The organism is Peribacillus sp. FW305-BF15 (assembly GCF_058783805.1).
On record NZ_JBYSYV010000027.1, the window covers coordinates 1 to 25,048 of the forward strand.

20 protein-coding genes and 1 pseudogene are annotated in these 25,048 nt (G+C 41.0%); 7 read left to right on the forward strand and 14 right to left on the reverse strand.

The genetic code is table 11. From position 1 onward, the window contains the following. Positions 1-608: 608 nt before the first annotated feature. Together AC3WLU_RS22325 and AC3WLU_RS22330 are read left to right on the forward strand one after the other, a co-directional pair. On the forward strand, positions 609-1,367 hold the full coding sequence (locus AC3WLU_RS22325) for an alpha/beta hydrolase (protein ID WP_057276318.1): 759 nt from the start codon (positions 609-611) through the stop codon (positions 1,365-1,367). 79 nt (positions 1,368-1,446) lie between these two features. Beyond that, a complete protein-coding gene (locus AC3WLU_RS22330; protein ID WP_065310846.1) occupies positions 1,447-1,617 on the forward strand; it encodes a CsbD family protein in 171 nt (56 codons plus the stop codon). A gap of 117 nt (positions 1,618-1,734) precedes the next feature. On the opposite strand, the gene AC3WLU_RS22335 is transcribed toward AC3WLU_RS22330, so the two are convergent. The 5 genes from AC3WLU_RS22335 to AC3WLU_RS22355 all read right to left on the reverse strand — a co-directional run bounded on the left by AC3WLU_RS22335 (position 1,735) and on the right by AC3WLU_RS22355 (position 9,044). After that, positions 1,735-2,877: a PP2C family protein-serine/threonine phosphatase gene (locus AC3WLU_RS22335; RefSeq protein ID WP_214806837.1), complete on the reverse strand. Its 1,143-nt coding sequence runs from the start codon at positions 2,875-2,877 to the stop codon at positions 1,735-1,737. A 278-nt stretch (positions 2,878-3,155) separates the two neighbouring features. Then, a complete protein-coding gene (locus AC3WLU_RS22340) occupies positions 3,156-3,989 on the reverse strand; it encodes a CheR family methyltransferase (RefSeq protein WP_413003561.1) in 834 nt (277 codons plus the stop codon). A gap of 28 nt (positions 3,990-4,017) precedes the next feature. After that, on the reverse strand, positions 4,018-6,819 hold the full coding sequence (locus tag AC3WLU_RS22345; protein WP_492597961.1) for a response regulator: 2,802 nt from the start codon (positions 6,817-6,819) through the stop codon (positions 4,018-4,020). A gap of 274 nt (positions 6,820-7,093) precedes the next feature. Continuing rightward, the gene (locus AC3WLU_RS22350) at positions 7,094-8,392 is read right to left on the reverse strand and encodes a hemolysin family protein (RefSeq protein WP_095679787.1); all 1,299 of its coding nucleotides are present in this window, start codon (positions 8,390-8,392) and stop codon (positions 7,094-7,096) included. Positions 8,393-8,588: 196 nt separating this feature from the next. Further along, on the reverse strand, positions 8,589-9,044 hold the full coding sequence (locus AC3WLU_RS22355) for a MerR family transcriptional regulator (protein WP_223256011.1): 456 nt from the start codon (positions 9,042-9,044) through the stop codon (positions 8,589-8,591). A 599-nt stretch (positions 9,045-9,643) separates the two neighbouring features. Between AC3WLU_RS22355 and AC3WLU_RS22360 the strand changes: the two genes are divergently transcribed. Further along, positions 9,644-10,069: a DUF4395 domain-containing protein gene (locus tag AC3WLU_RS22360; RefSeq protein ID WP_492597962.1), complete on the forward strand. Its 426-nt coding sequence runs from the start codon at positions 9,644-9,646 to the stop codon at positions 10,067-10,069. Positions 10,070-10,111: 42 nt separating this feature from the next. On the opposite strand, the gene AC3WLU_RS22365 is transcribed toward AC3WLU_RS22360, so the two are convergent. From AC3WLU_RS22365 to AC3WLU_RS22380, 4 genes are all read right to left on the reverse strand, one after another. Then, the gene (locus tag AC3WLU_RS22365) at positions 10,112-11,866 is read right to left on the reverse strand and encodes an FTR1 family protein (protein WP_063574502.1); all 1,755 of its coding nucleotides are present in this window, start codon (positions 11,864-11,866) and stop codon (positions 10,112-10,114) included. 86 nt (positions 11,867-11,952) lie between these two features. Further along, on the reverse strand, positions 11,953-13,239 hold the full coding sequence (efeB, locus tag AC3WLU_RS22370) for an iron uptake transporter deferrochelatase/peroxidase subunit (RefSeq protein WP_063574503.1): 1,287 nt from the start codon (positions 13,237-13,239) through the stop codon (positions 11,953-11,955). Next, positions 13,240-14,085, reverse strand: a complete 846-nt coding sequence (gene efeO / locus AC3WLU_RS22375; RefSeq protein ID WP_492597963.1) for an iron uptake system protein EfeO — start codon at positions 14,083-14,085, stop codon at positions 13,240-13,242. Positions 14,086-14,273: 188 nt separating this feature from the next. Continuing rightward, complete coding sequence (locus AC3WLU_RS22380) at positions 14,274-14,753, reverse strand: MarR family transcriptional regulator (RefSeq protein ID WP_057276326.1); 480 nt, start codon at positions 14,751-14,753, stop codon at positions 14,274-14,276. Positions 14,754-14,883: 130 nt separating this feature from the next. Here AC3WLU_RS22380 and AC3WLU_RS22385 point away from each other — a divergent pair, with 130 nt between their 5' ends. Together AC3WLU_RS22385 and AC3WLU_RS22390 are read left to right on the forward strand one after the other, a co-directional pair. Continuing rightward, positions 14,884-16,398 (forward strand): MDR family MFS transporter, encoded by a 1,515-nt coding sequence (locus tag AC3WLU_RS22385; RefSeq protein WP_063574505.1) that lies wholly within the window; start codon positions 14,884-14,886, stop codon positions 16,396-16,398. A 128-nt stretch (positions 16,399-16,526) separates the two neighbouring features. Next, positions 16,527-17,237: an SGNH/GDSL hydrolase family protein gene (locus AC3WLU_RS22390; protein WP_052137159.1), complete on the forward strand. Its 711-nt coding sequence runs from the start codon at positions 16,527-16,529 to the stop codon at positions 17,235-17,237. Positions 17,238-17,271: 34 nt separating this feature from the next. On the opposite strand, the gene def is transcribed toward AC3WLU_RS22390, so the two are convergent. Then, positions 17,272-17,850: a peptide deformylase gene (gene def / locus AC3WLU_RS22395; protein WP_034304843.1), complete on the reverse strand. Its 579-nt coding sequence runs from the start codon at positions 17,848-17,850 to the stop codon at positions 17,272-17,274. A gap of 250 nt (positions 17,851-18,100) precedes the next feature. Between def and AC3WLU_RS22400 the strand changes: the two genes are divergently transcribed. Then, a complete protein-coding gene (locus AC3WLU_RS22400; protein ID WP_187050347.1) occupies positions 18,101-19,834 on the forward strand; it encodes an AAA family ATPase in 1,734 nt (577 codons plus the stop codon). Between the two features lie 175 nt (positions 19,835-20,009). On the opposite strand, the gene AC3WLU_RS22405 is transcribed toward AC3WLU_RS22400, so the two are convergent. The 3 genes from AC3WLU_RS22405 to AC3WLU_RS22415 all read right to left on the reverse strand — a co-directional run bounded on the left by AC3WLU_RS22405 (position 20,010) and on the right by AC3WLU_RS22415 (position 22,044). Continuing rightward, on the reverse strand, positions 20,010-21,464 hold the full coding sequence (locus AC3WLU_RS22405; RefSeq protein WP_106028592.1) for a DHA2 family efflux MFS transporter permease subunit: 1,455 nt from the start codon (positions 21,462-21,464) through the stop codon (positions 20,010-20,012). After that, on the reverse strand, positions 21,461-21,634 hold the full coding sequence (locus AC3WLU_RS22410) for an MbtH family NRPS accessory protein (RefSeq protein WP_330501966.1): 174 nt from the start codon (positions 21,632-21,634) through the stop codon (positions 21,461-21,463). Before AC3WLU_RS22410 ends, AC3WLU_RS22405 begins: the two co-directional genes overlap by 4 nt. 221 nt (positions 21,635-21,855) lie before the next feature. Beyond that, complete coding sequence (locus tag AC3WLU_RS22415; protein WP_413003572.1) at positions 21,856-22,044, reverse strand: hypothetical protein; 189 nt, start codon at positions 22,042-22,044, stop codon at positions 21,856-21,858. A 70-nt stretch (positions 22,045-22,114) separates the two neighbouring features. Here AC3WLU_RS22415 and AC3WLU_RS22420 point away from each other — a divergent pair. Further along, positions 22,115-22,544: pseudogene (locus AC3WLU_RS22420) on the forward strand (ABC transporter ATP-binding protein); the annotation flags it as partial. Between the two features lie 332 nt (positions 22,545-22,876). On the opposite strand, the gene nagE reads toward AC3WLU_RS22420, so the two are convergent. Continuing rightward, on the reverse strand, positions 22,877-24,787 hold the full coding sequence (gene nagE / locus AC3WLU_RS22425; protein ID WP_098866091.1) for an N-acetylglucosamine-specific PTS transporter subunit IIBC: 1,911 nt from the start codon (positions 24,785-24,787) through the stop codon (positions 22,877-22,879). Positions 24,788-25,048 lie beyond the last annotated feature (261 nt).

Genomic DNA, 25,048 nt, shown 5'->3' on the forward strand with positions numbered 1-25,048 from the left:
ATTTGCTTTTTTGATAGTGTGTGCTCACTTAAAATTTAACGTTGGCGCTTTGTTTTGTTCAGTTTTCAAAGAGCAATCTCCACAATCGTTCTTTCGAACGGCTGTTTATTCATCATAACATCTTATTGATTAGTTGTCAACTTCTACGAAGTTTTTAACTTATTTTAAATCGCTGTGTTTTTCAGCGACCATTTCATCTTATCATTTTCATAGTAAGAAGTCAATAGTTATTATTTCTTTCAGCAAGCTGCCAAAAGCGATGAAGTTTTTTGCATGTCTTAGTTGGTGCTTATTTATATTAATCCCATTTCACTTTAAAGTCAATGCTTTTTCTCCATTTCTTACATTTATATATTACCGGTGATTAGCATCTTCAGTTTATCAACAATTCCAAGACAGCACTTATATAATAGAAAGACGAAAATGACCTGATAATTATCTTTATATCCTTTTGATGCTCCTTAATAATAGTGAAGTTTTGGAACATAACCAAGTTGACTTCATAATTTTCATTATGCTATTATATAACCAAGTAAAATAATCGGAATAGTTAATTTTATTAAAACCTTCTATTAACAAAACTTAGCTAAATCAAAGGAGATGGGAATATGACAGCAGCAATGGTAATACCAGGTGCGGAATCTTTTTTCTTACCCGGCAATTCTATCGGCATCCTTATTTGCCATGGTTTTAACGGAACGCCACAAAGCGTAAGGTATTTAGGTGAAAAATTTGCCGCCAAAGGCTTTACTGTCTTCGCTCCTCGACTGGCAGGCCACGGAACGGATGAATATGAAATGGAAACAAGTCATTATCAGGAATGGATACAAGATGTTGAAATGGCTTATGCAAAATTAAAGCGAACCTGCACCCATGTTTTCGCCATCGGACAATCAATGGGAGGCGCCCTTGTTCTCGATTTAGCGACAAAATTGGCTTGTGATGGAATTCTTACTATCAACGCCGCTCTCCAAGTTCCTGAATATGAAAGATATCGTAACCAATCGGTTCCACGCTTCATTCCCGAAGGCAAGCCTGACATAAAAGACGATATACCTAAAGAAATCACATATGACCAAGTTCCGTCAAAAGCGATTAATCAATTGCTTGATATAATGGAACATACCAGCCAAAAACTAATAGACGTTTCGTGCCCGATTCTTATCTTCCATTCACCAGAAGACCACGTTGTACCGGACTCGTGTTCCTATCAGATTTACGATACTGTCATGTCTGGTGATAAAGAGATGGTGCGCCTTGAAAATTCATATCATGTGGCGTCGTTGGATCATGACAAAGATCATATCATTGAACATTCCTATCAGTTCATTCAAAGGTTAAGTAAAAGGGAAATAATCGCTTCTTAAAACTCCTTTCTCCATAAATCAGGTTTACCCATACACCTCATGGGTAAATACAGTATATAAAGAAAAAGGAGGTAACATAATGAGCGGTTTATCAGACAAAGTAAAGAGTGCTGTAAATAAAGTTAAAGGTGAAACGAAAGACCAAGTCGGAAACGCGAAAAATGATCCTCACTTACAAGCAGAAGGTAAAGCCGATAAATTAAAAGGCAATCTCCAAGATGGCATTAGTAAATTGAAAAATGACCGTTAATTGCAAATAGCCGAATACAGGAATCACTCTCTTAACGAACATTCTCATTTCATATAAAAGTGCCCCCCCCCCTTTTATAGAGAAGAGGCGGCAGATGATCTGCCGCCTCTTCCTTCTTCAATTCGCTTGAATAACCACAACACACATATCATCAGGCTGATCTTGCTGCATTTCAGGTGACATCAAAAAATCGATAGGGGGAGATTCTTTACAATCAAACCATCTTGTCGAGACCGCTTCTTTTATTTGGTCGAGCCCTTCCGTCCCTTCTCGATCTATTGCTTCCATGACTCCATCCGTAAATAGCATAAGCTGAATCTTCTCTTCATAATGAATGACGGATTTCTCTATTTTCATCTCGGTGAAGAAACCAACAGGACATGTCCCTTTTGAAAGGGAGATCACTTTTCCATCGTCCATTAAAGCAAATCCAGGAGGATGTCCGGCATTTACATATTCCACTGTCTTTTGCTCTGTATCAATGATCATATAAATAGCGGTAAAATAATAATGCACTGGATTATCATCTTTATTAAGGGTACTCATCCAGCGATTCATTTCATTTATTACTGACACTGGGTCCGAATGGGTCCTGATGGCATCCCTCAATACGGAGGATATGAACATACACACAAGTGAGGCGGATATGCCATGCCCCATCATATCCAACAGGATGATCCCATACCGATTTTCATCAATGCGGTGCCAATAATACATATCCCCTGCTAATTTATTCGCAGGTAAGTATGATGCCCTTATAGTTAAGTGGTCATTTATAATGGGTTCACTTAATAAGCTGCTTTGAACCTGCATGGAAAGATCCAATTCATTGCGGATTTTTTCATCCTGCATTTTATGCCAATCTTTTTCATATTTAAGTCTTAACCCCACGCGAATCCTCGCAAGTAAATCTATTTTATTGATGGGCTTCATTATATAATCAATTCCGCCAACATCAAGTGCCTCGGCCACCTTGTTTGAATCTTCAAGGGCGGTCACAAAAATGACGGGAATATCTCTAAGGTGAGGAATACTTTGAAGTCTCCTGCACGCCTCTATCCCATCGATCTCCGGCATCATGATATCAAGCAGAATGATATCAACTGAAGTCTCTTTAGGTTGCGGACTATCCACCTGTAAATATTCAAACATCTCAACAGCTGAAGTTAATGATAGAAAATCCGTATAGCCAGCTCGTTTTAGAATTTTCTCTATAACGAAAAGGTTAACCTGGTTATCATCTACGATTAAAATCGTCATTCTTTCATTCCCCTTTTGGCTTATATCGAGCGGCAACATTTATCTTTTTTATATGGAACAGTACTTATATAAAGCTCCCTTAACAGGGATTTTTCCATTATATTATAACGAAGTTCAGTCTCTTTTAATAATAATAAACTGCAGTCGAGATTCTGCATGGAGACCAACTCATTATATATACCCCTTCTTATGATGCCTTAAACATAGTGAAGCAAAAAAAATAAAAAATAATTTAATCAAAAAAGAAAGAGTCCGCATAAATGCGGACTCTTTCTTTTTTACAGTTTCCGATAAATCCGTTCCTTTGAATCAAAGTCCTCATAATCCTCCGAAAAGGATGATGTACGAAGAGTTTCCTTGCTGCCGACTGCAAGGAAGCCATCTTTACAAAGACTGTCATAAAACAACTGATTAACATAGGTCTGTAATTCACCGGTAAAATAAATCATCACATTCCGGCACATGATGATATGGAACTCATTGAACGAACCATCAGTAACTAAATTATGCTGGAAAAACACAATGTTTTTAAGGAGACCCGAATCAAGATAAGCATTTTGATAATCGGTTGTATAATACTCCGAAAATTCCTGGTTACCTCCAGCTTGCAGATAGTTTTTCGTATAAGACTGCATTCTATTTAAAGGTAATATCCCTTTTTCCGCATGACGGAGGACTTCATCATTCATATCAGTGGCATAAATTCTCGCCTTATCATAAAGTCCCTCCTCCTTGAGGATGATCGCCATGGAAAAGGCTTCTTCACCGGTTGAACATCCCGCATGCCAAATTCTGATTTCAGGAAGTTTTTTCAGGAGCGGTACAATATTTAAACGAAAGGCTTTAAAGAAATCCGGATCGCGAAACATTTCAGTGACATTTATTGAAAAATCTCTCAATAGCTTCTCGACATACCCTTTTTCATATAAAACCATTTCAATCATTCCGCTGATCCTGCGAACATGGTCCAGCCTCATTCTATTTTCAACTCTTCTTTTTATTGAAGAACGCATATATTTACGAAAGTCATAGCCAGAAACGGAATAAATGGCCTCTAGCAATAATTCGATTTCTAAATCTTCTCTTTCTTCAATCGTTAAAGTATCCTTCATGAAAATCCTTCCTCACCCATACTATCAATCAATTAGTCAGCCATACTCTTAGGACTGATAGCAGCTGATCCAATTTTAATGGTTTGCTGACATAATCGGAAGCGCCAGCCTTCAGGCATTTTTCCCTATCGCCTTTCATCGCTTTTGCAGTTAACGCGATGATTGGAAGATCCTCGAATTTACTTTGCTCGCGAATTCTGGTCATCGTTTCGTAACCGTCCATACCCGGCATCATGATATCCATCAATATAACATCTATATTGTTACCTTTTTCAAGGAGTTCCAAACATTCAAAGCCGTTTTCAGCTGTAAGGATTTCCATCCCCTCATGCTTCAGCGCATTTTTCAGGGCAAATATATTGCGGTGATCATCATCGACGACCAGTACTGTTTTATTGCAGAAAGGTTTGACCTTATCCCGATCTTCTTCATCCATCATACCTGCATCCGGTTCTCCCTGCTCGCCAAAAGGCGCGGCAGAATCATCGTGGTTAGCTGCTGCCACTTCCGGAGAAGCAGCTATTGCTTCGTCGACATTTTTGAAGCCCTCTGGCATGCTTGGAATAAAGAAAGTAAAGGTACTGCCTTGCCCTTCTTCACTATCTACAATGACCCAGCCTCCCAGAAGTTTGGCAAACTCCCGGCAAATCGATAGCCCAAGTCCTGTACCGCCATATTTTCTCATTGTAGCTCCGTCACCTTGCTGGAATGCTTCAAAGATAAGCTTTTGCTTCTCTTTTGATATTCCGATGCCAGTATCCGTCACCTTAATTTCAACCCAATTGCTCGCTCCTTTTGTCTGTATCCATTGTGCTACATTTTCTTCATCAGCTTTTTTGATTTGGACAGACACAGAACCTTTTTCCGTGAATTTAAATGCATTGGATAGCAGGTTTTTCAAAATTTGCTGGAAGCGCTGTTCATCCGTAAAGAAAATATCCGGAACGTTTTTACTTTTTTCGATTATAAAGTCAATGTTCTTTTTCTTCGCTACATGATCGAAGTTACGGTGCAATAACTCAGGAAGCTCACTCAGATTCATTTCATCAAAGACCACTTCAAGCTTTCCGACTTCAACTTTTGATAAATCCAAAATGTCATTGATCAACGTTAATAAGTCTTGACCTGATGAATTAATGACACGAGCGAACTCCTGTTGCTCTTCATTTAATTTACTATCATTAGGATCTGAAAGCATTTCCGATAAAATCAGGATACTATTGAGCGGTGTCCGCAATTCATGGGACATATTTGCCATGAATTCCGATTTATATTTTGAACTTAACTTCAATTCTTCCGCTTGTTTTTCAAGATTCAGTTTAGCGACTTGAAGCTCTTTAGATTTTTCTTCCGTTTCACGATTTCTCTCTTCCAATTGTTCATTGATCATTCGCAACTCTTCAGCCTGTGTTTGCAGTTCCTCTGATTGGGCTTGCATCTCCTCTGACTGTGATTGCAATTCTTCCGATTGAGCCTGTAACTCTTCAGTCTGTGCCTGTGATTCTTTCAATAAACGCTCTATTTCCATCCGGCCCTCAACATTATTGATCGTGATGCCCAGAGTATCAAGAACCTGGTTCAGGAACGTTTTTTGCAGCTTCGTAAAGGCCTCCAGACTCGCCAGTTCAACCATTGCCACCACTTCATCCTCAAAAATGACTGGCGCAATGACAATGCTTTTCGGGTTGACTTCCCCCAATCCTGTCGTAACCAATTGGAAATCCTCAGGGATATCTTCGATGACTTTGGATTTCTTTTCAAGGGCGCATTGACCGATCAAACCTTCGCCAAGACGGAATTCCCGCCTGCCCGAATCTTCGCCATCTCCAGCAAAGCTGGCAAGCTTCACAAAGCGCATATCCACACCCTCACCCCGTTTGACGTAAAAAGCTCCAATTGAAGCTCCCATCATCGGTGCAAGTCTTGTAATGAACCGGTCAGCTAGGACTTCCACATCAACAATGCGCTGATACATGGTAGCTATATCTGCAACACGGGTCTGAATCCAGTTCTGTTCACTGATCTTTTCAGTGAAATCTTTTTCTTTTTGGTTATAGATTTCAAGCGATTCCGCCATATCATTGAACGATTTCGCTATATCCCCAATTTCATCAGTGGTCCGAACCGGAATTCTTGGTATGACCGACAAATTTTTAAAATCGATATTTTTGATGACCTTCGTAATCGATTGCAGATCTTTCGATGTGCTCCGAATCATCCAAACAACCGTTACGGAAATGACCAAAATGCTGAGAATAACCGCAAAAATTACAAAACCGATCATATCTTCATAGGTTTGTTTCGAATTACTTAAGGTATCTTTCATGACACCTTCTTGGTAATCCTTAAATTCATCCATCGTACTGATGACTTTCGTTCGTTTTTCCCTTTGGTCATCCATCAGGCTTGAAAGATTATCAGAAGAGTTTCCCGATTTTATCTTTTGGATGATCTCAGCCTCCGTTATGGAGTAAGAAGCATATTGGGTCTCGAACTCCTTCAATAGCTGCTTCGCTTTCGCCTTATTTAACGAACCTGATAACCCGGCAATTTTTGATTCAATCAAACTATGATTTTCATGGATGATTTCGAGGCTCTCTGCTCTTTCTTCTTTATTTGCATCATTAGCTGCAAACAAAATCTCACGGTCCGATCTAGAAAAAAGCTGACGGATTTCCATCGAAGCTTGAACCTTATCATAGCGATTCTCAACTATTTCAGTCATGCTGCTCTTTAAATTGTTTAGCGTAAACATCATGAATGAAAGTAAAATAGCCAAGAAAAGCAAGATCAAACCAAATCCCAACATTTGCTTTTTCTTAAAACCCATTTTCCCGCCCACCTTCAATACTTATTTATACCAGCCCGAAATAGCGGCATTGCAAAATACTAGAACTCACCTTATATTCTTTGAAATGATATATAGATTGTTTCATTGCTCAAAATCAATTTTAACATTTTCCAAGCTAGAATGGTTACCTACACTATCATTTTACATGAATTCCTTTTCCAATTAAGTAACAGTCTGCCTTACCATTGTCATATATGGTTCGTACATAATAAAAGCCGAAAGTTTTCACTTTCGGCTTTTGGTGTGATCCTGTTTATTTAATCTTCTTCACTTCAACATATAAAACATGGTGGCCGTCCATTTCCTTTACAGTAAATTCATATCCGGCGTATTCAATTCTATCTCCGACAGCAATTTCAAATCTGCCTGTCAGGAACCATCCACCCAATGTATCAATATCTTCCTCCGGCAAATCGATCGCAAGGGTATCATTGACATCTTCAACCAATGTTTTAGCATCGAATACATAATGCCCTTCATCAATTTTTTGAATGAGCGGACGTTCATCCTGATCAAATTCATCACGGATTTCCCCGACGATTTCTTCAAGGATGTCTTCAACCGTTACAAGACCAGCCGTTCCGCCATATTCATCGGTCAAAACTGCCATATGGATCCTTTCCTTCTGCATTTTTAGCAGCAGATCATGAATGGCGATCGTTTCAAGAACACGGATGATGGGTGTTACAAAGGAATCCACCGTTAAAGCCGTTACATTATCTTCTGTAATCGTCGCTGTATAAAGGCGTTTGATATTGACCATTCCCACGACATTATCTTTATCTCCGTCTATGACCGGATACCTTGTGTACTGTTCTTCCTGAATCAGTTCAACAACTTCCAATAACGGCATGCCTTTTTCGATAACGGTCATTTCCGTACGGGGAACCATGATTTCATTGGCAATGCGCTCATCAAATTCAAATATCTGATTGACATATTTGTATTCCGATTGGTTGATCTCACCGCTTTTATAGCTTTCCGATAAAATGATGCGCAGCTCTTCTTCGGAATGGGCCATTTCGGACTCGGAAGCAGGCTTTAATCCGAACATGCCCGTCAGGAGACGTGCAGAACCATTCAGTACCCAAATGAATGGGTACAAAATGCGGTAAAAGAGAATTAATGGCTTTGCAAATAGCAAGGTCACCTCTTCTGCCTTTTGAATCGCAACTGTTTTCGGTGCGAGTTCGCCGACTACAACATGAAGGAATGTCACGGAACCGAACGCGATCAGGAACGAGATGATGTGACTTACAGATTCCTCTAATCCCCATTTAGTGAACAATGGTTTTAAGATTGCCTCGACCGTCGGTTCACCCAACACCCCTAAACCTAAGGCTGTTACTGTAATCCCCAATTGACAGGCAGATAAGTACTCATCGATATGCGATGTCACTTTCTTGGCTGCGAGGGCATTTCTATGCCCTTCTTCAATTAATTGATTGATCCGGGAACTTCTGACTTTCACGATTGCAAATTCCGATGCAACGAAAAATGCGGTTAATGCTATTAATGCAGCTACTGCCAATAATTTTATAAAAATCTCCAATATGTGCGGGTTCTCCATATAGTTCCAATCCTACTGTTCTTCGGATTAGACATATATGGCTTAATCCCAAGCACCTCCTGTATAAATGGTTATTTTCGTTTAATAAGCATTTTTGCCTTATAAGATGAACCAAAACCATTTAGCCTATATCGTTACTATGCACCTTTGTGCATAAAACTATAGAGATAAATTTTAATCATACGAGCAACACTAGTAATGATTGGATCAAGGCCATGCTTTCACGGGATATCTGTTTTTTTAGAAGAAGCTCACTTTTTCCGTCCTTTTCAATCAAGCTGATGAATTCCTGAAGTTCTTCGTTCAGGCCATCCATTTTATTCTTGAGCTGAAGACCTTTTGCCTCAATTGCTGATGCGGCTTCCTTATCCTTTTTAAGTATTTCTTTAATATCTTCCAATGAAAGGTTTTCTCTTTTGTATCCTTCGATACGGCGGAGCCTTTCAAGTTCACCGACTGAATAATAACGGTAATTAGAGGCGGAACGTTCTGCTTTAAGCAAGCCAAGATTCGTATAATAATCTACGGTTCGTTTCGTAACATTCGCCATTTCCGCCAACTCGCCAATTTTTAAAGTCTCGTTCCCAACATAGCCCCTCCTAACCGTCACGTTATGGTTTAGACAAATCTTCATGACATTTTATTCTATTCTATAATCGTACATTATTTTAATTGAAATGAAAAATATTTATTATGCTCTTTACCCCTTATTGGAAAAATAAAAACCGATTAATTGAATAATCGGTTCATTTTTTGAGAGTGTATAAAATATGAACGCTGATTGGAACGTAAGGCACTCGTTTTCCGCGGTCGGTCCGGGAGCCTCGAACAACCGCTTCAATCAACTTTGTTTAAAAATTAAGATGGAACCCTTTTTATCTACAAACTCAAACCGATTAATGGTTTAGTTTATGATCTATTCCAGTGGTGTTTATTTTTTTGTTTTATCTGAGAGTTGATTGCTCAGTATCTTAGGACCGCACTGGCATAGGGAAGAATGCTTTAGCTTTTTTATTGGTGTTCCACATGTTTCACAAACTTTTGCTACCATTTATACTGTCCTCCTAACTTTTGTTTCATGATAAATATATTATACTACTTTTATAATGATAATCAATACTAAATTAAAATAATTATAAATAAGATTACCTTTTGTTTTATTAACCTTTCTCTTCACAAGTGATTAAAATAAGGATAAAATATAATAAAACGCATAAGGAAGGTTGGTATTATATGACGAGTGAAATTCGTTCCATTCCCCGTCCCTTAGTCCGTACGAATCAATGGGTCATTTTGTTAAGCGTAGCTACCGCCTTATTGACGGGACAAATATGGATATTAGCCATTCCTTTAACAGCGGGGCTTTTGGGTCTTCTCTTTAATTTCAATCCAGTGATACGTCTGGCAAAGCTCTTTCTTAAAAAGAAACCGTCCGATTATATTCCTGAAGATCATTCACAGCAACAATTCAACCAGGCAATAGCAGTCGTTTGCTTAGGACTTGGATTCACTTCTTTTTTGCTTGGTTGGAATGTTACCGGTTATATATTTACCTTGATGGTCGGAGTGGCTTCACTCATAGCCATTCTTGGATTCTGCATCGGCTGCTTCATCCTTTATCAATGGAAGCAATATTCCTATCGCCGATCACTACGCTAATAGCACACATAAATGGGACTGACATTCGTCAGTCCCATTTTATTATTCGGTTGCACGTAAGGAATTACTCTTTTTGACCCAAATGGCGGCCAATGCAATCAGCAATAATAATACAGCTTGCGGCACCAGCGTTTCCATTGTTGGATAAAGACCTATCGTTTCTGCAAAAGGGAAGGAGCTGATCGTATTTGTCTGTATCACTTGAGAAACCTGAAGTGAGTGGATGGAGACTCCAAGAATCTTGAAAGCCAAGGCATATATGAGTATCGTTGCCACTTTAAAGAATAGGGTCATCGGTAATTTCACACTGTACCGCAGCATGATGAAACCAATTACCACTAAAATGAGGAAGGCAAGGAAAATCCCGCTCAGCAGCTGCTTTAATTCCATATAAGGAGCCATTCCAGCATAAAAGATAATCGTCTCGGCACCTTCACGGAAGATGGATAGAAAACTGATTAAAGCGAAAGAGATGATGCTCCCCGTCGCAATGGCTTGGTTCATTTGCTTGCTGATATATCGGTTCCATGCATGGACGTTCGATTTACTATGAAGCCAAAGACCAATTGTCAACATCATCAATACGGCTATTATCCCAGTGATTCCCTCAATATATTCCCGGCTTGAAGCAGCCGTGATCTGAGAGAAAACGATATTGATTATGACCGCCAATATGGAACTGGCAACTAACCCCGCACCAACTCCTGTCCAAATCCATTTTTGTTTGTCCGCTTGCCCGATTTTCTTTAGGAAAGACAGCAATGTAGCTACAATCAAGAGTGCTTCCAATCCTTCCCGTAAAAGGATCAGAGCTGCATCCCATGTTGTATAACCCGTATCCTCAATTAAAGGGAGTAACCTTGTGTTTAAATCGGTTACGATTCCCTTTGCTTCATCCGCCTTTACGTTTTTCGATTGCAATAGGCTGATTGCGGTCGGGACCTTCGTTTCCATATCGCTGTAAAGTTTGCTGTCCCTTGTGGAAACCTCCCCTTCTACATTAGGCCAAATTGTTAAGATTTCATTTAGCTTATCAACGGCAGAATCGATTTCATCCTTTTCAATATCCGTTGCACTTCCTTGTAAAAGTTGTGTTACATCCCCAAGTGAATAGGTGTTTTTCTGGCTTCCTACTTCAACTTTACCAGCAAGGAAATCCTCGATTAAACCCTTCAATTCAGTTAGATTTTTTTGGGCTTTTTCCGGATCAGGTGGATCTTGGGTAATCGCTATCCGCACAAAGGCCATTTTCGTTTCGAACTCACCATATGTAGCAACACTTTTCTCCCTGACAATGACCTCTGCATCGGTCCATTGATTCAAGAGATTGGTATATTGAACTTTAGCTTGATCAAAGTCGCCTTCAGTTATCAAAGCCTCCAACTTATCTATTAATGGAAGTATCGCTTGTAACCGTTCTTTATAGTCAGTCTTGTCAACAGGGTTTTCGTTTGTATCATAAATAACAAGCGTACTTGATAATGCCGATAATCGCTTTTTGATTTCATCTGTGGAGGCTCGGTCGCTCACAGCACGTTTTACTGCGGATAGCTTCTCGTCGACTTTCCTCGCACTTTCGCTGTCCGTTTTTATCGTTTTCCAATCTTGCTCGAATCGCTCGATATTTTTCGATACTTCCTCAAGGTCGCCTGATTTCACCTTCATTAAACTATCGCCAATATAAACAAAGAGCTGATCATGATTTTCACCCGCCGAAACCATCTTAATATCAGTCGAAAGAAATAAAAGACTGACGACTAAAACAAATATTCCACTCTTCCATCTAGAAACGGTCATAGTGGTCCCTCCTTATTCATGAACTAAAATCGCCAACTGGATAATATCCATGCTGGCGATTTTCACAGCCTCATTTGAAATGATATTTATCCAAAAAGGGAATCCCCGATATAGCCACCCTTTTTCACACCTGGTAAACAAGCGAACATGGCACTGCCCCTGTGAACGATATATTCGTTGAGCTTATCATTCTTTGCCAGTCGCTCTTGTATCGGTATGAATTGTTTACTTGGGTTTCGCTGAAAACAAATGAATAGCAAGCCTGCATTGAAGCTCCCTGTTTTGGGATCCATTCCATCTGCATATGAATATGGACGCCGCAATATCTTTGCTTTTCCGTCCCCTCTGGAGAGACTTACATGTGAATCTTCTGGAATGATCCGGTTTCCATTTGGGTCTTTAGCTTCGAGATCCACGGTATCGAACTCATTTTTCATTCCTAGTGGAGCTCCACTGTCGCGATGACGGCCAAACGTATTTTCTTGTTCTTTCAAAATAGTCCGGTCCCAAACTTCAATGTACATCTGGATTCGCCGCACCACCATATAACTGCCTCCAACAAGCCAGTCAGGACCGTCCTCGCCCTTCACCCAAACATGCTCATTCATTTCATTATTATCATTCGTATCCGGATTGACGGTCCCATCCTTAAACCCGAAAAGGTTACGCGGTGTCGTTTTTTGTGAATCGGCTTGCTTAGTCCGTTGAAAACCTGTTTGTGCCCAATGAATGATCGCTTTCCCTCTGCCGATCCTCACTAAGTTCCGGACGGCATGGAAAGCCACTTGAAGATCATCTGCACATGCTTGAATACAAATATCCCCACCGCTCCATTCTTCTTCTAAAGCATCTAAAGGGAATTGAGGCAGGTCCTTTAATTCAGCAGGTCTTTTTGATTTCAAACCAAATCGATCTTTGCCATCCTTCGAAAACAGGGTCGGACCCACTCCAAAAGTGATCGTTAAATTGGAAGGTGATAATTCTTTCGCTTCCCCCGTATCCTTTGGGGGCATATTCGTATTAAGTGATGTATCACCAATCAAATTCCCCGCTGTCATCTGAGCCGCAGCCTCTGTCCAATCCTTGAATAACTGGATTAAGTCCGATCTTTTATCCGTGGTTACTTCCAATGACGCGAAGTAAAGGTTATCTTGCGCTTCAGTGGTGATACCAGCTTGATGTGCTCCATAAAAAGGTACAATATCCTTAGTTTGTCCCTTCGCCTTTTGTTCAGAAAGTGTCAGCAGCCCGCCAAATCCGGATGCTCCTATCACTACTCCAATTCCACCCACTCCTGCCGTTTTCAGCATGTTACGACGACTCACCTTTTTTGTAAAAAGTCCGGTTTCATCTTTCGGCGTATGTTCTTTCAATTAAGATTCCTCCGTTACAATCCCTATTTGCGAAAGTGGCTCAGCCAATGCATCAATTGCTTGACTTAACTCTTTGACTTCAGATTCCTTTAAATCCGTATATGAGATGTATCCATCCCCTTCTTTATGCTTTTCAAGCAAGTCGTATACATCGTCAAAACGTTGTTGGATTTCCGCAGCAAGCTTCGCATCCTTTTCTTTCAGCGCTGGAGTAAGCAGTTCATAGATCTTCTCTGCACCTTCAACATTAGCCACGAAATCATATAAATCAGTATGGGAGTATCGATCCTCTTCTCCTGTCACTTTACTTGTTGAAACTTCATTCAATAAATCCACCGCACCCGTGATCAACAAATCGGGTGTAACCTCAACCGTTTCAACTTTGGCCCGAAGCAAATTGACATCACTCATTAATTGATCTGCAAACTTTTCGTATCCTTTCGTTGTATTTTCTTGCCATAACCCCATTTCAATCCTATGGTAACCGCCCCATTCTTCATCTTTGACATCCCCTTTGCGCGCATCTATTTTGGGATCAAGATCGCCAAAAACTTCAGCGATGGGTTCCGCTCTTTCATAATGCATCCGTGCTGATGCGTATAATTCCTTCGCCTTTTCAATATCACCGGCAGTTACGGCCGTGGTGAATTCTTCCGTTGCGTTTACGAACTCTTCTATTTCACCGATGGCATATTCCCGGTACTCGCTAGATACACCATCAAGCTTACTCGCACTCACTTCTTTGGCATTATCATCTGCCGGCTTGGCTTCTTCCTTTTCCTGCGCACAGCCAAATAATAGACTGGTTGATAATAAGACTGCTAATGACGCCTTTGCTTTCTTCATATTGTATTCTCCCTTTGAAATGATTTGTAGATTCATATTAGCAGATAATGAAATTCATTATCAATATATATTTTTATGGAAACAGACATTGTTCATTCTCTTCCAAAATATTCAACTCTATCCCTTTTCCTTACGCAGGATAAGTAGCTCCCAGCTGGCAAAAATAAAAAAGGCAGCCTGCATATCAGCTACCTTTCACGCTCACTCATTAACCTGTCATTTTCTTTATCCACGATTTTTGTGATTTCCTCAACAAATTGATTGATCAATATCAGCTCTTGCTCATTATAAGCTGAGCATAATTCTTTTGTGGCCATAGAGAGCTTTTGATAGTGCGATTTGATCTGTTCCTGCCTTTCCGGAATCGGCACAATCATTACCTTTCTTCCGTCCAATTGATTTTGCTCCCTTCTAACATAGCCCGATTTCTCAAGGCGATTGATCAGTGCCGTAACCGAACCCGTGCTCAATCCTGTAATTTTGGATAATTCACCAGCGGTAATCGGTCCTGTTTCATTCAATATTTCAGCACTCTTTAAGTCTGTATGGGACACCCCTATTTTCTGGGCCATATTTTGTTGAAATAAAACGGATCTCATTCCATACCGCTGCAATCTGTGTGTTAAACTCTCTAACAGAGCTGAATTCAACCTATTATCGCTTGACATAAAATGCCACCCCTTTTACACTTGAATTTATCTTGATTATCAAGATAAATATTTTGTTTCATCTTAACGTTTACCCTTCAACCATGTAAAGGAAAATTCATGAGCTGGTTGATATGAAGGAGGAAAATAAATGAACGTTCAAAAAAAACAAAAATTCATTGTTGCCGGTTTACTACTGGGTATCCTGATGTCAGCAATGGATAATACGATTGTTGCGACTGCAATGGGGACGATCGTTTCTGATTTAGGCGGATTTGATAAGTTTGTATGGGTGACATCTGCCTATATGGTCGCCACGATGGCAAGTATGCCGATATTCGGTAAGCTTTCGGACATGTATGGAAGAAAGCGGTTTTTTATTTTTGGACTTATAGTCTTTTTGATTGGTTCCGCATTATGCGGCATGGCTCAGAGCATAGTGCAGTTAAGTATCTTCCGTGCAATCCAAGGGATCGGCGGAGGCGCCTTGATGCCTATAGCCTTTACGATTATTTTTGATATTTTCCCACCTGAAAAACGGGGAAAATTAACTGGCCTTTTCGGTGCTGTATTTGGGGCATCAAGCGTATTGGGACCACTTTTAGGTGCTTATATTACTGAATACTCCAGCTGGCACTGGATTTTCTACGTCAATGTTCCGATTGGAATCATTTCTTTATTTTTCATCTGGAATTATTACAAGGAGTCACCCAACACCCAGGAGCAAAAAATTGATTGGGGTGGCGCAGCAACTCTCGTCATAGCCGTTATTAGCTTAATGTTCGCTCTTGAACTAGGCGGGGAGTATGGTTGGAGTTCCTCTCCCATCATAGGCCTTTTTGCCAGTTTTGTGGTTTTCTTCGTTTCATTTTTCTTTTTCGAAAAAAGAGCAAAAGATCCCATCATTTCATTATGGCTGTTTAAAAGGCGATTATTTGCCACTTCTCAGATTTTAGCCATTCTTTATGGCGGCACATTCATTATTTTAACCGTCTATATCCCGATTTTCGTGCAGGCAGTTTACGGTGGTTCCGCAACAAATGCCGGACTGATCCTAACTCCCATGATGCTTGGTTCTGTATTCGGCAGTGCAATTGGCGGGATATTCAATACAAAGACAAGCTTTCGCAACTTAATGACGATTTCTGTCATCTGTTATTTTGCAGGTATGCTTCTATTAGGGACCATCACCCCTGATACCAGCAGGACTTTATTAACTTTGTACATGATTCTGACTGGATTTGGCATGGGCTTTTCTTTCTCCCTTTTGCCTATTGCGTCCATTCACAACTTGGAACCTAGATTCAGGGGGTCGGCCAATTCAACAAACTCCTTCCTCCGGTCATTTGGGATGACACTCGGTGTAACGATTTATGGAGCGATTCAGACCAATGTATTCCAAAGTAAAATGACGGATGCATTTAAAGGAATGCAAGGAAGTCCGGATACAGCCGGATTGATGGAGGACCCACGTCAGCTCTTCCAATCGGAAGCACGTGCGGAGATTCCGGATTTTATCCTGGATAAAATCGTTCATGCGATGTCCGATTCGATTTCATTCATCTTCACCTTGGCACTCATTCCGATCGGTCTTGCAGCCATCACTGTGTTCTTCATGGGAAAAACAAGGGTGGAAACACCTTCAAAAAAGGAATCCTTACAATAAACAAAAAGCGCTGCACTCCCAGCGCTTTTTGTATTTTCATCTCCCTTCTATAAAGGAGGTGAAGATTGCCGAAATATCATTCCACTACTAAAATATAAGTAACACATTCACATACCGAGGTGAGAAGTTTGAAGATCGTATGTTTTGGAGACAGTTTAACCAGAGGCATTTCTTATGTTAGGGGGCGCCTTCGCATCATTAAAGAAAATTATCCAAACTCTTTAGCTAAGCTAACAGAATCTTTGCCATTCGTCGAAGTTTTGAATAAAGGGGTTTTCAATGATAACTCCGACCTGTTGGTTAGCCGGATCGAGAAAGACGTCATGTCGGAAAATCCCGATATCGTATTAATAGAGGTAGGTGGAAATGACTGTAACTTCCATTGGGACGAAGTAGCCAAGAATCCAGAAGGTGACCATGAGCCCATCGTTCCAATCGAACGCTACCTGGAAAATGTCACACAACTTGTCAAGCAGGTTCAGGACAAGCATATAACCCCTTTCCTTTTAACTCTTCCGCCACTGGATCCTGCCAGATATTACAGATCCATCGCCGATAAGTTCGGTCATTCAATCGGCCATTTCGTTTCCCATGTCGGCGGTATTGAACATTGGCATGGGATGTATAATCGCCAATTGAAAAGCCTTGCAGAGGAACTAAAGGTGCCTTTGATAGACGTCCGTTCCCATATTAAATCCTCCGGTGACTTGGGTCCCTTGATTAGCGATGATGGCATCCACCTCACTTCAGAAGGATACCAGCAAATGAGCCTGGCCATTTTCAGTGATTTGCTGAAGCATATGGAAGAAGATATGTTTCCTAAAGCCATAAAACGGTAAAAAGGCAAAGCATGGCGCTTTGCCTTTTTGGGTTTTACAGACTTTTCACTTCCACGTTTTCCGGAAGCTTGAAAGGGTTTTCGGTATTGATCCGGTCATAAAACATCATCCCGTTCAAATGATCTAGCTCATGTTGAAACACGATTGCAGCAAAGCCCTTCAGCCGCATCTCTATTTCCTCACCATTACCGTCAAAAGCTTTGATTTTAACCCGTTCATAACGAGGTACATATCCTTTAATATCACGGTCGACAGAAAGGCAGCCTTCACTTTGCGGTAAATAGATCATTGTGGCCGAGTGGCTGATGATTTTCGGATTCACAAGGGCATATTCAAACAGCTTCCCCTTTTCGTCTGGGAAATACATGACGAACATGCGTTTATTCAAGCCTATCTGATTGGCAGACAACCCAACTCCTTCACGCAAGTTGAACTTCTTTTGGAGTTTTGGATCCTGACTGTTTTTCAGGTATTGCATCATGCATTCCAGCGTTTCACGATCTTCATCCGAAATCGGCAGGCTAACTTCATCCGTTACCTGACGCAGAATGGGATCCCCTTCTCTAACGATATCCTTCATCGTAATCATATAGTCTTTTATAAATTTACTCATAGAACTTCACACTCTTCTACCATTTTATTTTTTCATGACTTAGACCATTTCACTTTAGCATTTCGCATTTAAAAAGTCTAATATCCCGGATAGATTAAATATTTCTAAATTCCGGACTCTTTAAACTCTCATACATAAGTGTTACTTCTTTCCTTTAACATTATTTACCTTTAATTTAAGGTACAAAGACCTATAGATTACATGTTTAAAAATTTTATACTGAATATATATACTTAAAGGAGATGAAAAATTGAACTCGAACTCTAAATTAGTTTCGAAATTGCTGCCGTTCCTTACGGCTCTCATTGTGATAATTGCTGGAATCAGTTGGTATGCTGTTACTCAGTCAAAGGATATGGTCATTCCTTTTTCATCGGTGGAAAAAACGATTAAAGCCCAAAATGGAGCTCCTGTCACCATTGAAGAAAAAAGAAATGGCACTCTTCACATTTCCACACCAGATGGAGAATACGTTTCAAGTATTCCTCCCAACAGTCAAATGATCAATAAACTTGTCGAAACTTATAACGTTCAATATTCTTTTTCATCAACTAATAAATCAGCATTATGGATTTTAGGCGGGTTAATGGCGGCCCTCGTCACAACCGGTGTCATTATACAGAAAAAATCAAAGGGCGGATTGCGGATCGGCAGCAAAAAACAAAGCCTTTCCACCCCAAAACCCCTGCCAGAGATAACTTTGGATGATGTAGGCGGTTTGCAATCCGAAATCAAACAGGAGATCCTTCAGACACTTACTACACTAAAGGAACCTGAACGTTCAGCTAAAATTGGAATTAAGCCGCCTCAAGGCATTTTATTATACGGCCCTCCTGGAACGGGGAAAACGCTGCTTGCACAGGCAATTGCAAAAGAGCTTGGTGCAAACTTCTTCTCAACGAGCGGTTCAGCCTTCAACGAAATGTTTGTTGGAGTCGGTGCAGCCCGTGTCCGCAGCCTTTTCCAAAATGCACGTAAACAATCGCCAGCTGTCATTTTCATCGATGAAGTGGATGCATTGGCTGGTAAAAGGAAACCCCACGGCGGGGAAGAAGGCGAAAAAACGTTAACCGAACTGCTTGTCCAATTGGATGGGGGCCATCCAAATGAAGGCATTTTATTCATTGCAGCGACCAACCGGAAAGATATGCTCGATGAGGCATTTCTACGTCCGGGCAGGATCGATTTCTCTTTCCAAGTCCCACTTCCGGATACACAAGGAAGAAAGGAAATCATCGATATCCATACGAAGGGAAAGCGTCTAGCGACAGATGTCCTGGCTTCCCTGGATGAGTTGGCTGAAAGTACATCCGGTTTCTCCGGCGCTGACTTAAGCTCCCTGTTCGATACTGCCTCACGTCATGCCCTGAGGAATGAACAGGATATGATTCGTAAACAGGATCTTGATTACGCGATTGACCGTACGATACTTGGAGCGACATCACGTACTTTGAATGATGCGGATACGAAGCGGCGTGTGGCCATTCATGAAAGTGGACATGCCCTGATTGCTGCTTTGACAAAGCCTGGCTCCGTTAGAAAGGCGACCATCATTCCGCGTGGGGAAGCCCTTGGATATGTAGCGCCGATACCAAAAGAGCTCCATCTGGCAACAGCCAGTGAATTGCTCGATCAAGTCAAAATGATTTTGGCAGGCGGCGTGGCGGAAAGAATGTATCTAGGGGAACATAGCATAGGTGTAGGCGGAGATGTACAGCAGGCGAAACATCTGCTGGAACAAATGGTCGATACCGGAATGCTTCAAGATGGATTCACCCTCACCTTCAATAAAGGTGAGAAGGAGCAAAAGATGCAGGAATTATTCACGAAAGCGATTCAGGAAACGGAAATGTTGATTGACTCGAATCGCCTACAGTATGAAGAACTCGTTGAAGAGTTATTGAAAAAAGAGACACTTGAGGGATCTGAAGTTCAGCGTATCGTTGACGCTTCGGAAATAACCGGTATATGCTCGAATGCATAATACTCTTCTCCACTATGTCTTAAGAACTGATTTCCAGAGCCTGTTTGCAATAAAACAGGCTCTTTTTTTCAGCCGCAAAGCCAATCTTTAATTAATATTTTATGTAGGCAGTCCCTGTGCCGCTAGCAAAATGAAAAGGAGGTCACTGGCAAAATCACAGTGGCCTTCCTGTTACTTAACCGCTTCTGACCTGTTTTACACCAAGGGATTTAGCCATATGTTGTTTCGGTATCTTGGCCTTAAAATCATCCTTTTTCAAACGCATCGCAAATAATAGGGCTATGACGAGCAAAGCCACAGAACCTAGGAGAGCAAATTGATAGGATATTAAATTAACATGGTGCTCCCCATTCGTTCCTATCGAGCTAGTGCCCACTTCCCCCAGAATGCTGGCTAGGATGGCTACACCAATGGCCGAGCCAATCCGGTTTTGGACATTGAACAATGTGGCCGCCATTCCCATCGAAGCAGAGTTGATATTGGTGAAAGTGGAAAACTGTACGGCCACAACAGTATGTCCCAAACAGATACCGACGCTAAATAATAAGGCACGAAGGAACCAGGGGTTGGCTGTCGGCCCGACAATGCTGATCAATGTATAAATGATGATTGTACCAAGCAGCCCTATCCGGATCACCTGATGTATGCCCAGTTTCTTCGTAGTCCAAGGCATCATCCGGGAGGCCACCATCAAACCTATAGCTTCCGGGAAAGTGGTCAGCCCGCTTTCTAAAGCTGAAGCATGAAGCGAACTTTGATACATTAACGGGAACACGAAGAGCATCCCCAATAAGCCCGCCATTGAAAATAATGAAATGATGCCCAATGTCCGAAACAATCGATCGGATAATAAACGCAAATCAAGCATCGGTTCGTTCACACGCAGCTCCAATAGAATAAATGAGAGAACAAGAACTGCACCGATAATTCCTGTATACATGATAACGGGGGAACCCCATCCTTTAGATGGCCCTAAGCTCATTGCATACATCAGCATGGAAAAGCCTGCAGCTGACAATAAGAATCCTGGAATGTCCAATCTGCCAGCAGTTGATTCTTTATTTTCTTTTAAAAACCATACACCGAATATCAGGACCATAATTCCGAAAGGGACATTTATATAAAATGCCCAACGCCAAGACAGCTGCTCCGCAAGGAATCCGCCAACAATCGGACCAACAGCTGGTGCGAATGCTATGGGAAGCACAAGGGAACGGGACACCTTTGGGCGTTCTTCAACAGAGAACGTTCTAAATAATATGGCCATTCCAATTGGTGTAAGGATCCCGCCTCCTGCCCCCTGCAAAACCCTAAACAAATTCAAGGTTTGAAGATTATTAGCGAATCCGCATAAAAAGGAGGCTGCCGTAAAGACACCCAATGCCATCAAGAAGATTTTCTTGGTTCCAAAACGATCCCCAAGCCACCCAGCTACCGGAAGGAATACAGCCAGGCTTACTAAATATCCAACATTAATGCCACTGGCTGAAGAGGGATCAAGGTTAAATTCACTACTGATCGTTGGAAGGATCACATTGACAATCGTCCCGTCCATCGAAACCATGAACATCGCTATGACATAAACGATGCTAACTACTATTTTAGGGTCCATTTGCATCCTTACTTTCATTTTGTTCCATCAATGCTAGCAACTAGTTTTATGTATTTCCAGCAGTCCTTTCGATATATCAATGACCAGCCTTCCGGAATAACCAAAAAGGCGGGCCAAAGGGAATTTCGACCTTCTTCAATTATAAATTCATTGTAGATCCCATTTTCATTCACGAAACGGTTGGTCATCAGTCATTGTCCTCCTTCATAATTTTTTCAAATTCTCGATAGAGAATGTTTGTTAGCTATCTCCTATCCAAACAATAATGATAATCATTATCAATCATAATCTACAGGTAATGATATATATTTATAACTTACTGGTCAAGTGCCTTCCGTGGATTTACTGAGAAAGTCCTATTTCTTACCAGTCACATTTCTCTTCAAAGCAAAACGCAAAGCCCTGTTAATCAAAGCGGCAAAACTGAAAGATGCCCTTCCCCTTCAGACTCGTTGAATTGAACATTCACTCTGCTATCCTTCAAGGATAATCGTTTTGATAATTCCAAAGCATTTTCATTCGTGCAGCTTTTATGGTTACCTTCCAGCTCCCCCACGCCAAGCAAAAAGGAAATATCACCATCCTTTCCTTGATTCAATCGGGAAAGGAACTTCTCTCCTCCTCACGGAACCACTTTTTGTTCCAATGGAGAGATGGGCATCCAGCCATTTCGAAACCGGCAAATCGCCCATCTATCCGGTGGTCAAAGACAAAAGGTTTGGCTGGCAATGGCTTTAGCACAGAAAACGGAGATTTTATTATTGGATGAGCCAACCACCTACCTTGATTTGGCTCATCAACTAGAGGTTTTGCAAATAGTTGAAAAGCTTAATAAAGAACAAAAAATAACGACTGTCATGGTATTGCATGATATTAACCATGCGTCCCGGTTTTCACATGAAATCATAACGATGAAGGAAGGGGAAATCGTTAAAATCGGTAACCCGGGGGAAATCATCACACCTGCCGTTTTAGAGGAAGTCTTTCGTATTCCTGCAAGGGTTATGATAGATCCCGGCCAATGGGGCACCCGTTTGTATTGGTTATGACAATTTATCACAGCAAGAAGTATATAAAGAAGCCGTTTTATCCAATTGAAAGGTGTGGTTCGTAAAACGTATAATTCATCAAATGATATTCCCGAATCAACTGATTCAAACCAACACCTCCAACTCCTCGGGTATGGTTTCCATCTGAATTTTATAACATAGTTGATTGGAACTCCTGCTTAGAAAAGCGCGTCTAGGGGAGACCCCGCAGGTGCAAGCCGAGGAGGCTCCCCGACCGCCCGCGGAAAGCGAGTGCCTGGATTTGGAAATCAACATCCAAATTGTACAAGTCATAAAAAAACTGCAGGGCAAACTCACTTTTCTTTGAGTTTGTCTACAGTCTAAAGGGATGTCGACAAGTCGACATCCCATTTTACAAATTTATAGTTTTTCCAACTGGATGATATCTGGTGTATTTTGTTTCTGGATCCCTGACTTTTGCAACTTCACTGCCGTTCCTTCAGGTAAGTTAGTGAATATAATAGGAGTGACCGTTGATGGTGCATTCCGTTTAATGAAATCTAAATCAATTTCCAAAAGAGGTGTTCCCTTTGTTATTCTTTGGCCTTCTTGAACAAGAGCTGTGAACCCTTCTCCATTTAATTTAACTGTATCCAAACCAACATGGATCAGAATTTCCAGACCATTATCCATTTTCAAGCCCAGTGCATGATTTGTCGGGAAGATACTTAGAACTTCCCCATCGATTGGAGATACTAGTTTTCCGTTGACTGGCTCGATAGCAAAGCCATCCCCCATCATTTTCATGGCAAACACTTGATCGGGAACTTGTTCTATCGGTAAAATGGTTCCTTCAATTGGAAGGACAAAGTCATTTGCACCCAAAGCTTGGTTTTCCTCTACTATATCCTCTGCCACTTGTGCAGATGGACTTGTTTTCACTTGGCTTGGGTCGACTCCATCCTTGACAAGCTGTTTCATTGCATTTGCAACGAATTCAACATTCGTTCCAACAATGACCTGTACACTCGATTTATTCAACTTCATGACACCGCGGGCACCATGCCGTTTTAAGGCTGCTTCATTCACATTTCCTGAATCGGCCACTTGTAAACGCAAGCGTGTTGCACAGTTATCAATTAGCTTTATATTCTCTTTACCGCCAAGATCTTGAATGAAAAGCGATCCCATATCGGTATATTTATCCCCTGTTTTCACAATAGTTTCTTCTTCCACTTCTTCCTCATCGTCTTCACGGCCAGGTGTTTTTAAATCCATGATCTTGATGACAAAATAGAAAATCACGAAGTAAACTGCCGCGTATACCAATCCAATCGGGATTAACCATAGCGGTTTTTGCGCAATACCAAAGTTCAAGAAATAATCAATGGCTCCTGCGGAGAATCCAAACCCATGATGGATATCCAATATAACAGCAAGTGCCAGAGAGACCCCGGTTAAAAGGGCATGTATTACATATAACACCGGTGCGATGAACATGAAAAGAAATTCAATCGGTTCAGTGATTCCTGTAAGGAAAGAAGTGAAAGCCAATCCAACAAGCATCCCTGTCACCAATTTACGTTTCTCTTTCTTAGCAGCTGCAATCATCGCTAATGCTGCAGCTGGAAGACCGAACATCATGATCGGGAAAAAGCCGGTCATGAAGGGCCCAGCAGACGGGTCCCCTGCGAAGAAACGATTTATATCACCCGTCGCTCCATTGTACTCACCAAAGACGAACCAAACCATACTATTCAAGACATGATGCAATCCTACTGGAAGCAATAAGCGATTCAATACGCCGAATACGCCGGCACCCAATGCCCCTGCACCTGTAATCCAGTCACCGACACTATTTATTACATCTTGAATCGGCGGCCACACAAAACCGAATATTCCCGCAAGTATGATCATCGCAAGCGAAGTGATGATCGGGACGAATCGTTTCCCTGAAAAGAATCCAAGCCATTCAGGGAGTCTTATGTCGGAGTATCTATTATATAGAAGAGCGGCAACTATCCCCGATATAATACCGCCTAAAACAGCCATGTTGATTTCTTTATCAATCGCTTGTGTACCATTCGTTAATACAAAGTATCCAACAAGGCCTGATAATGCCGCAGCGCCACTTCCATCTTTGGATAATCCAATCGCTATTCCCAAGGCAAACAATATCGCAAGGTTATCGAATATCGCCTTTCCAGCTGCGGCAATAAAGGCAATATCAAGTAAATCCGGTTGCCCTAAACGAAGCAATAACGCGGCTGCTGGTAAAACGGCAATCGGTAACATTAAAGCTTTCCCAATCTTTTGTAAAAAATTTAACATCGAACTCATCTCCCTTGTACCTAACTTCTTTGATCAACAACAAGATGTATTAAGCGTTTTCATTTTATCAATATAATAACTTTTCTTTGGGATTATACTAGCACAGAAAATATATAGATGTCTATACCAATTTACTTGTAAATATACTATATTCTTCGAAAACATAGCAAAAATATCATTTTTGTTCTTGATACTCCCTAACTGGTCTAGACAACTTTTAATAAAAACGTTAAAATGAGGGCAAATTATATGAGACCATTT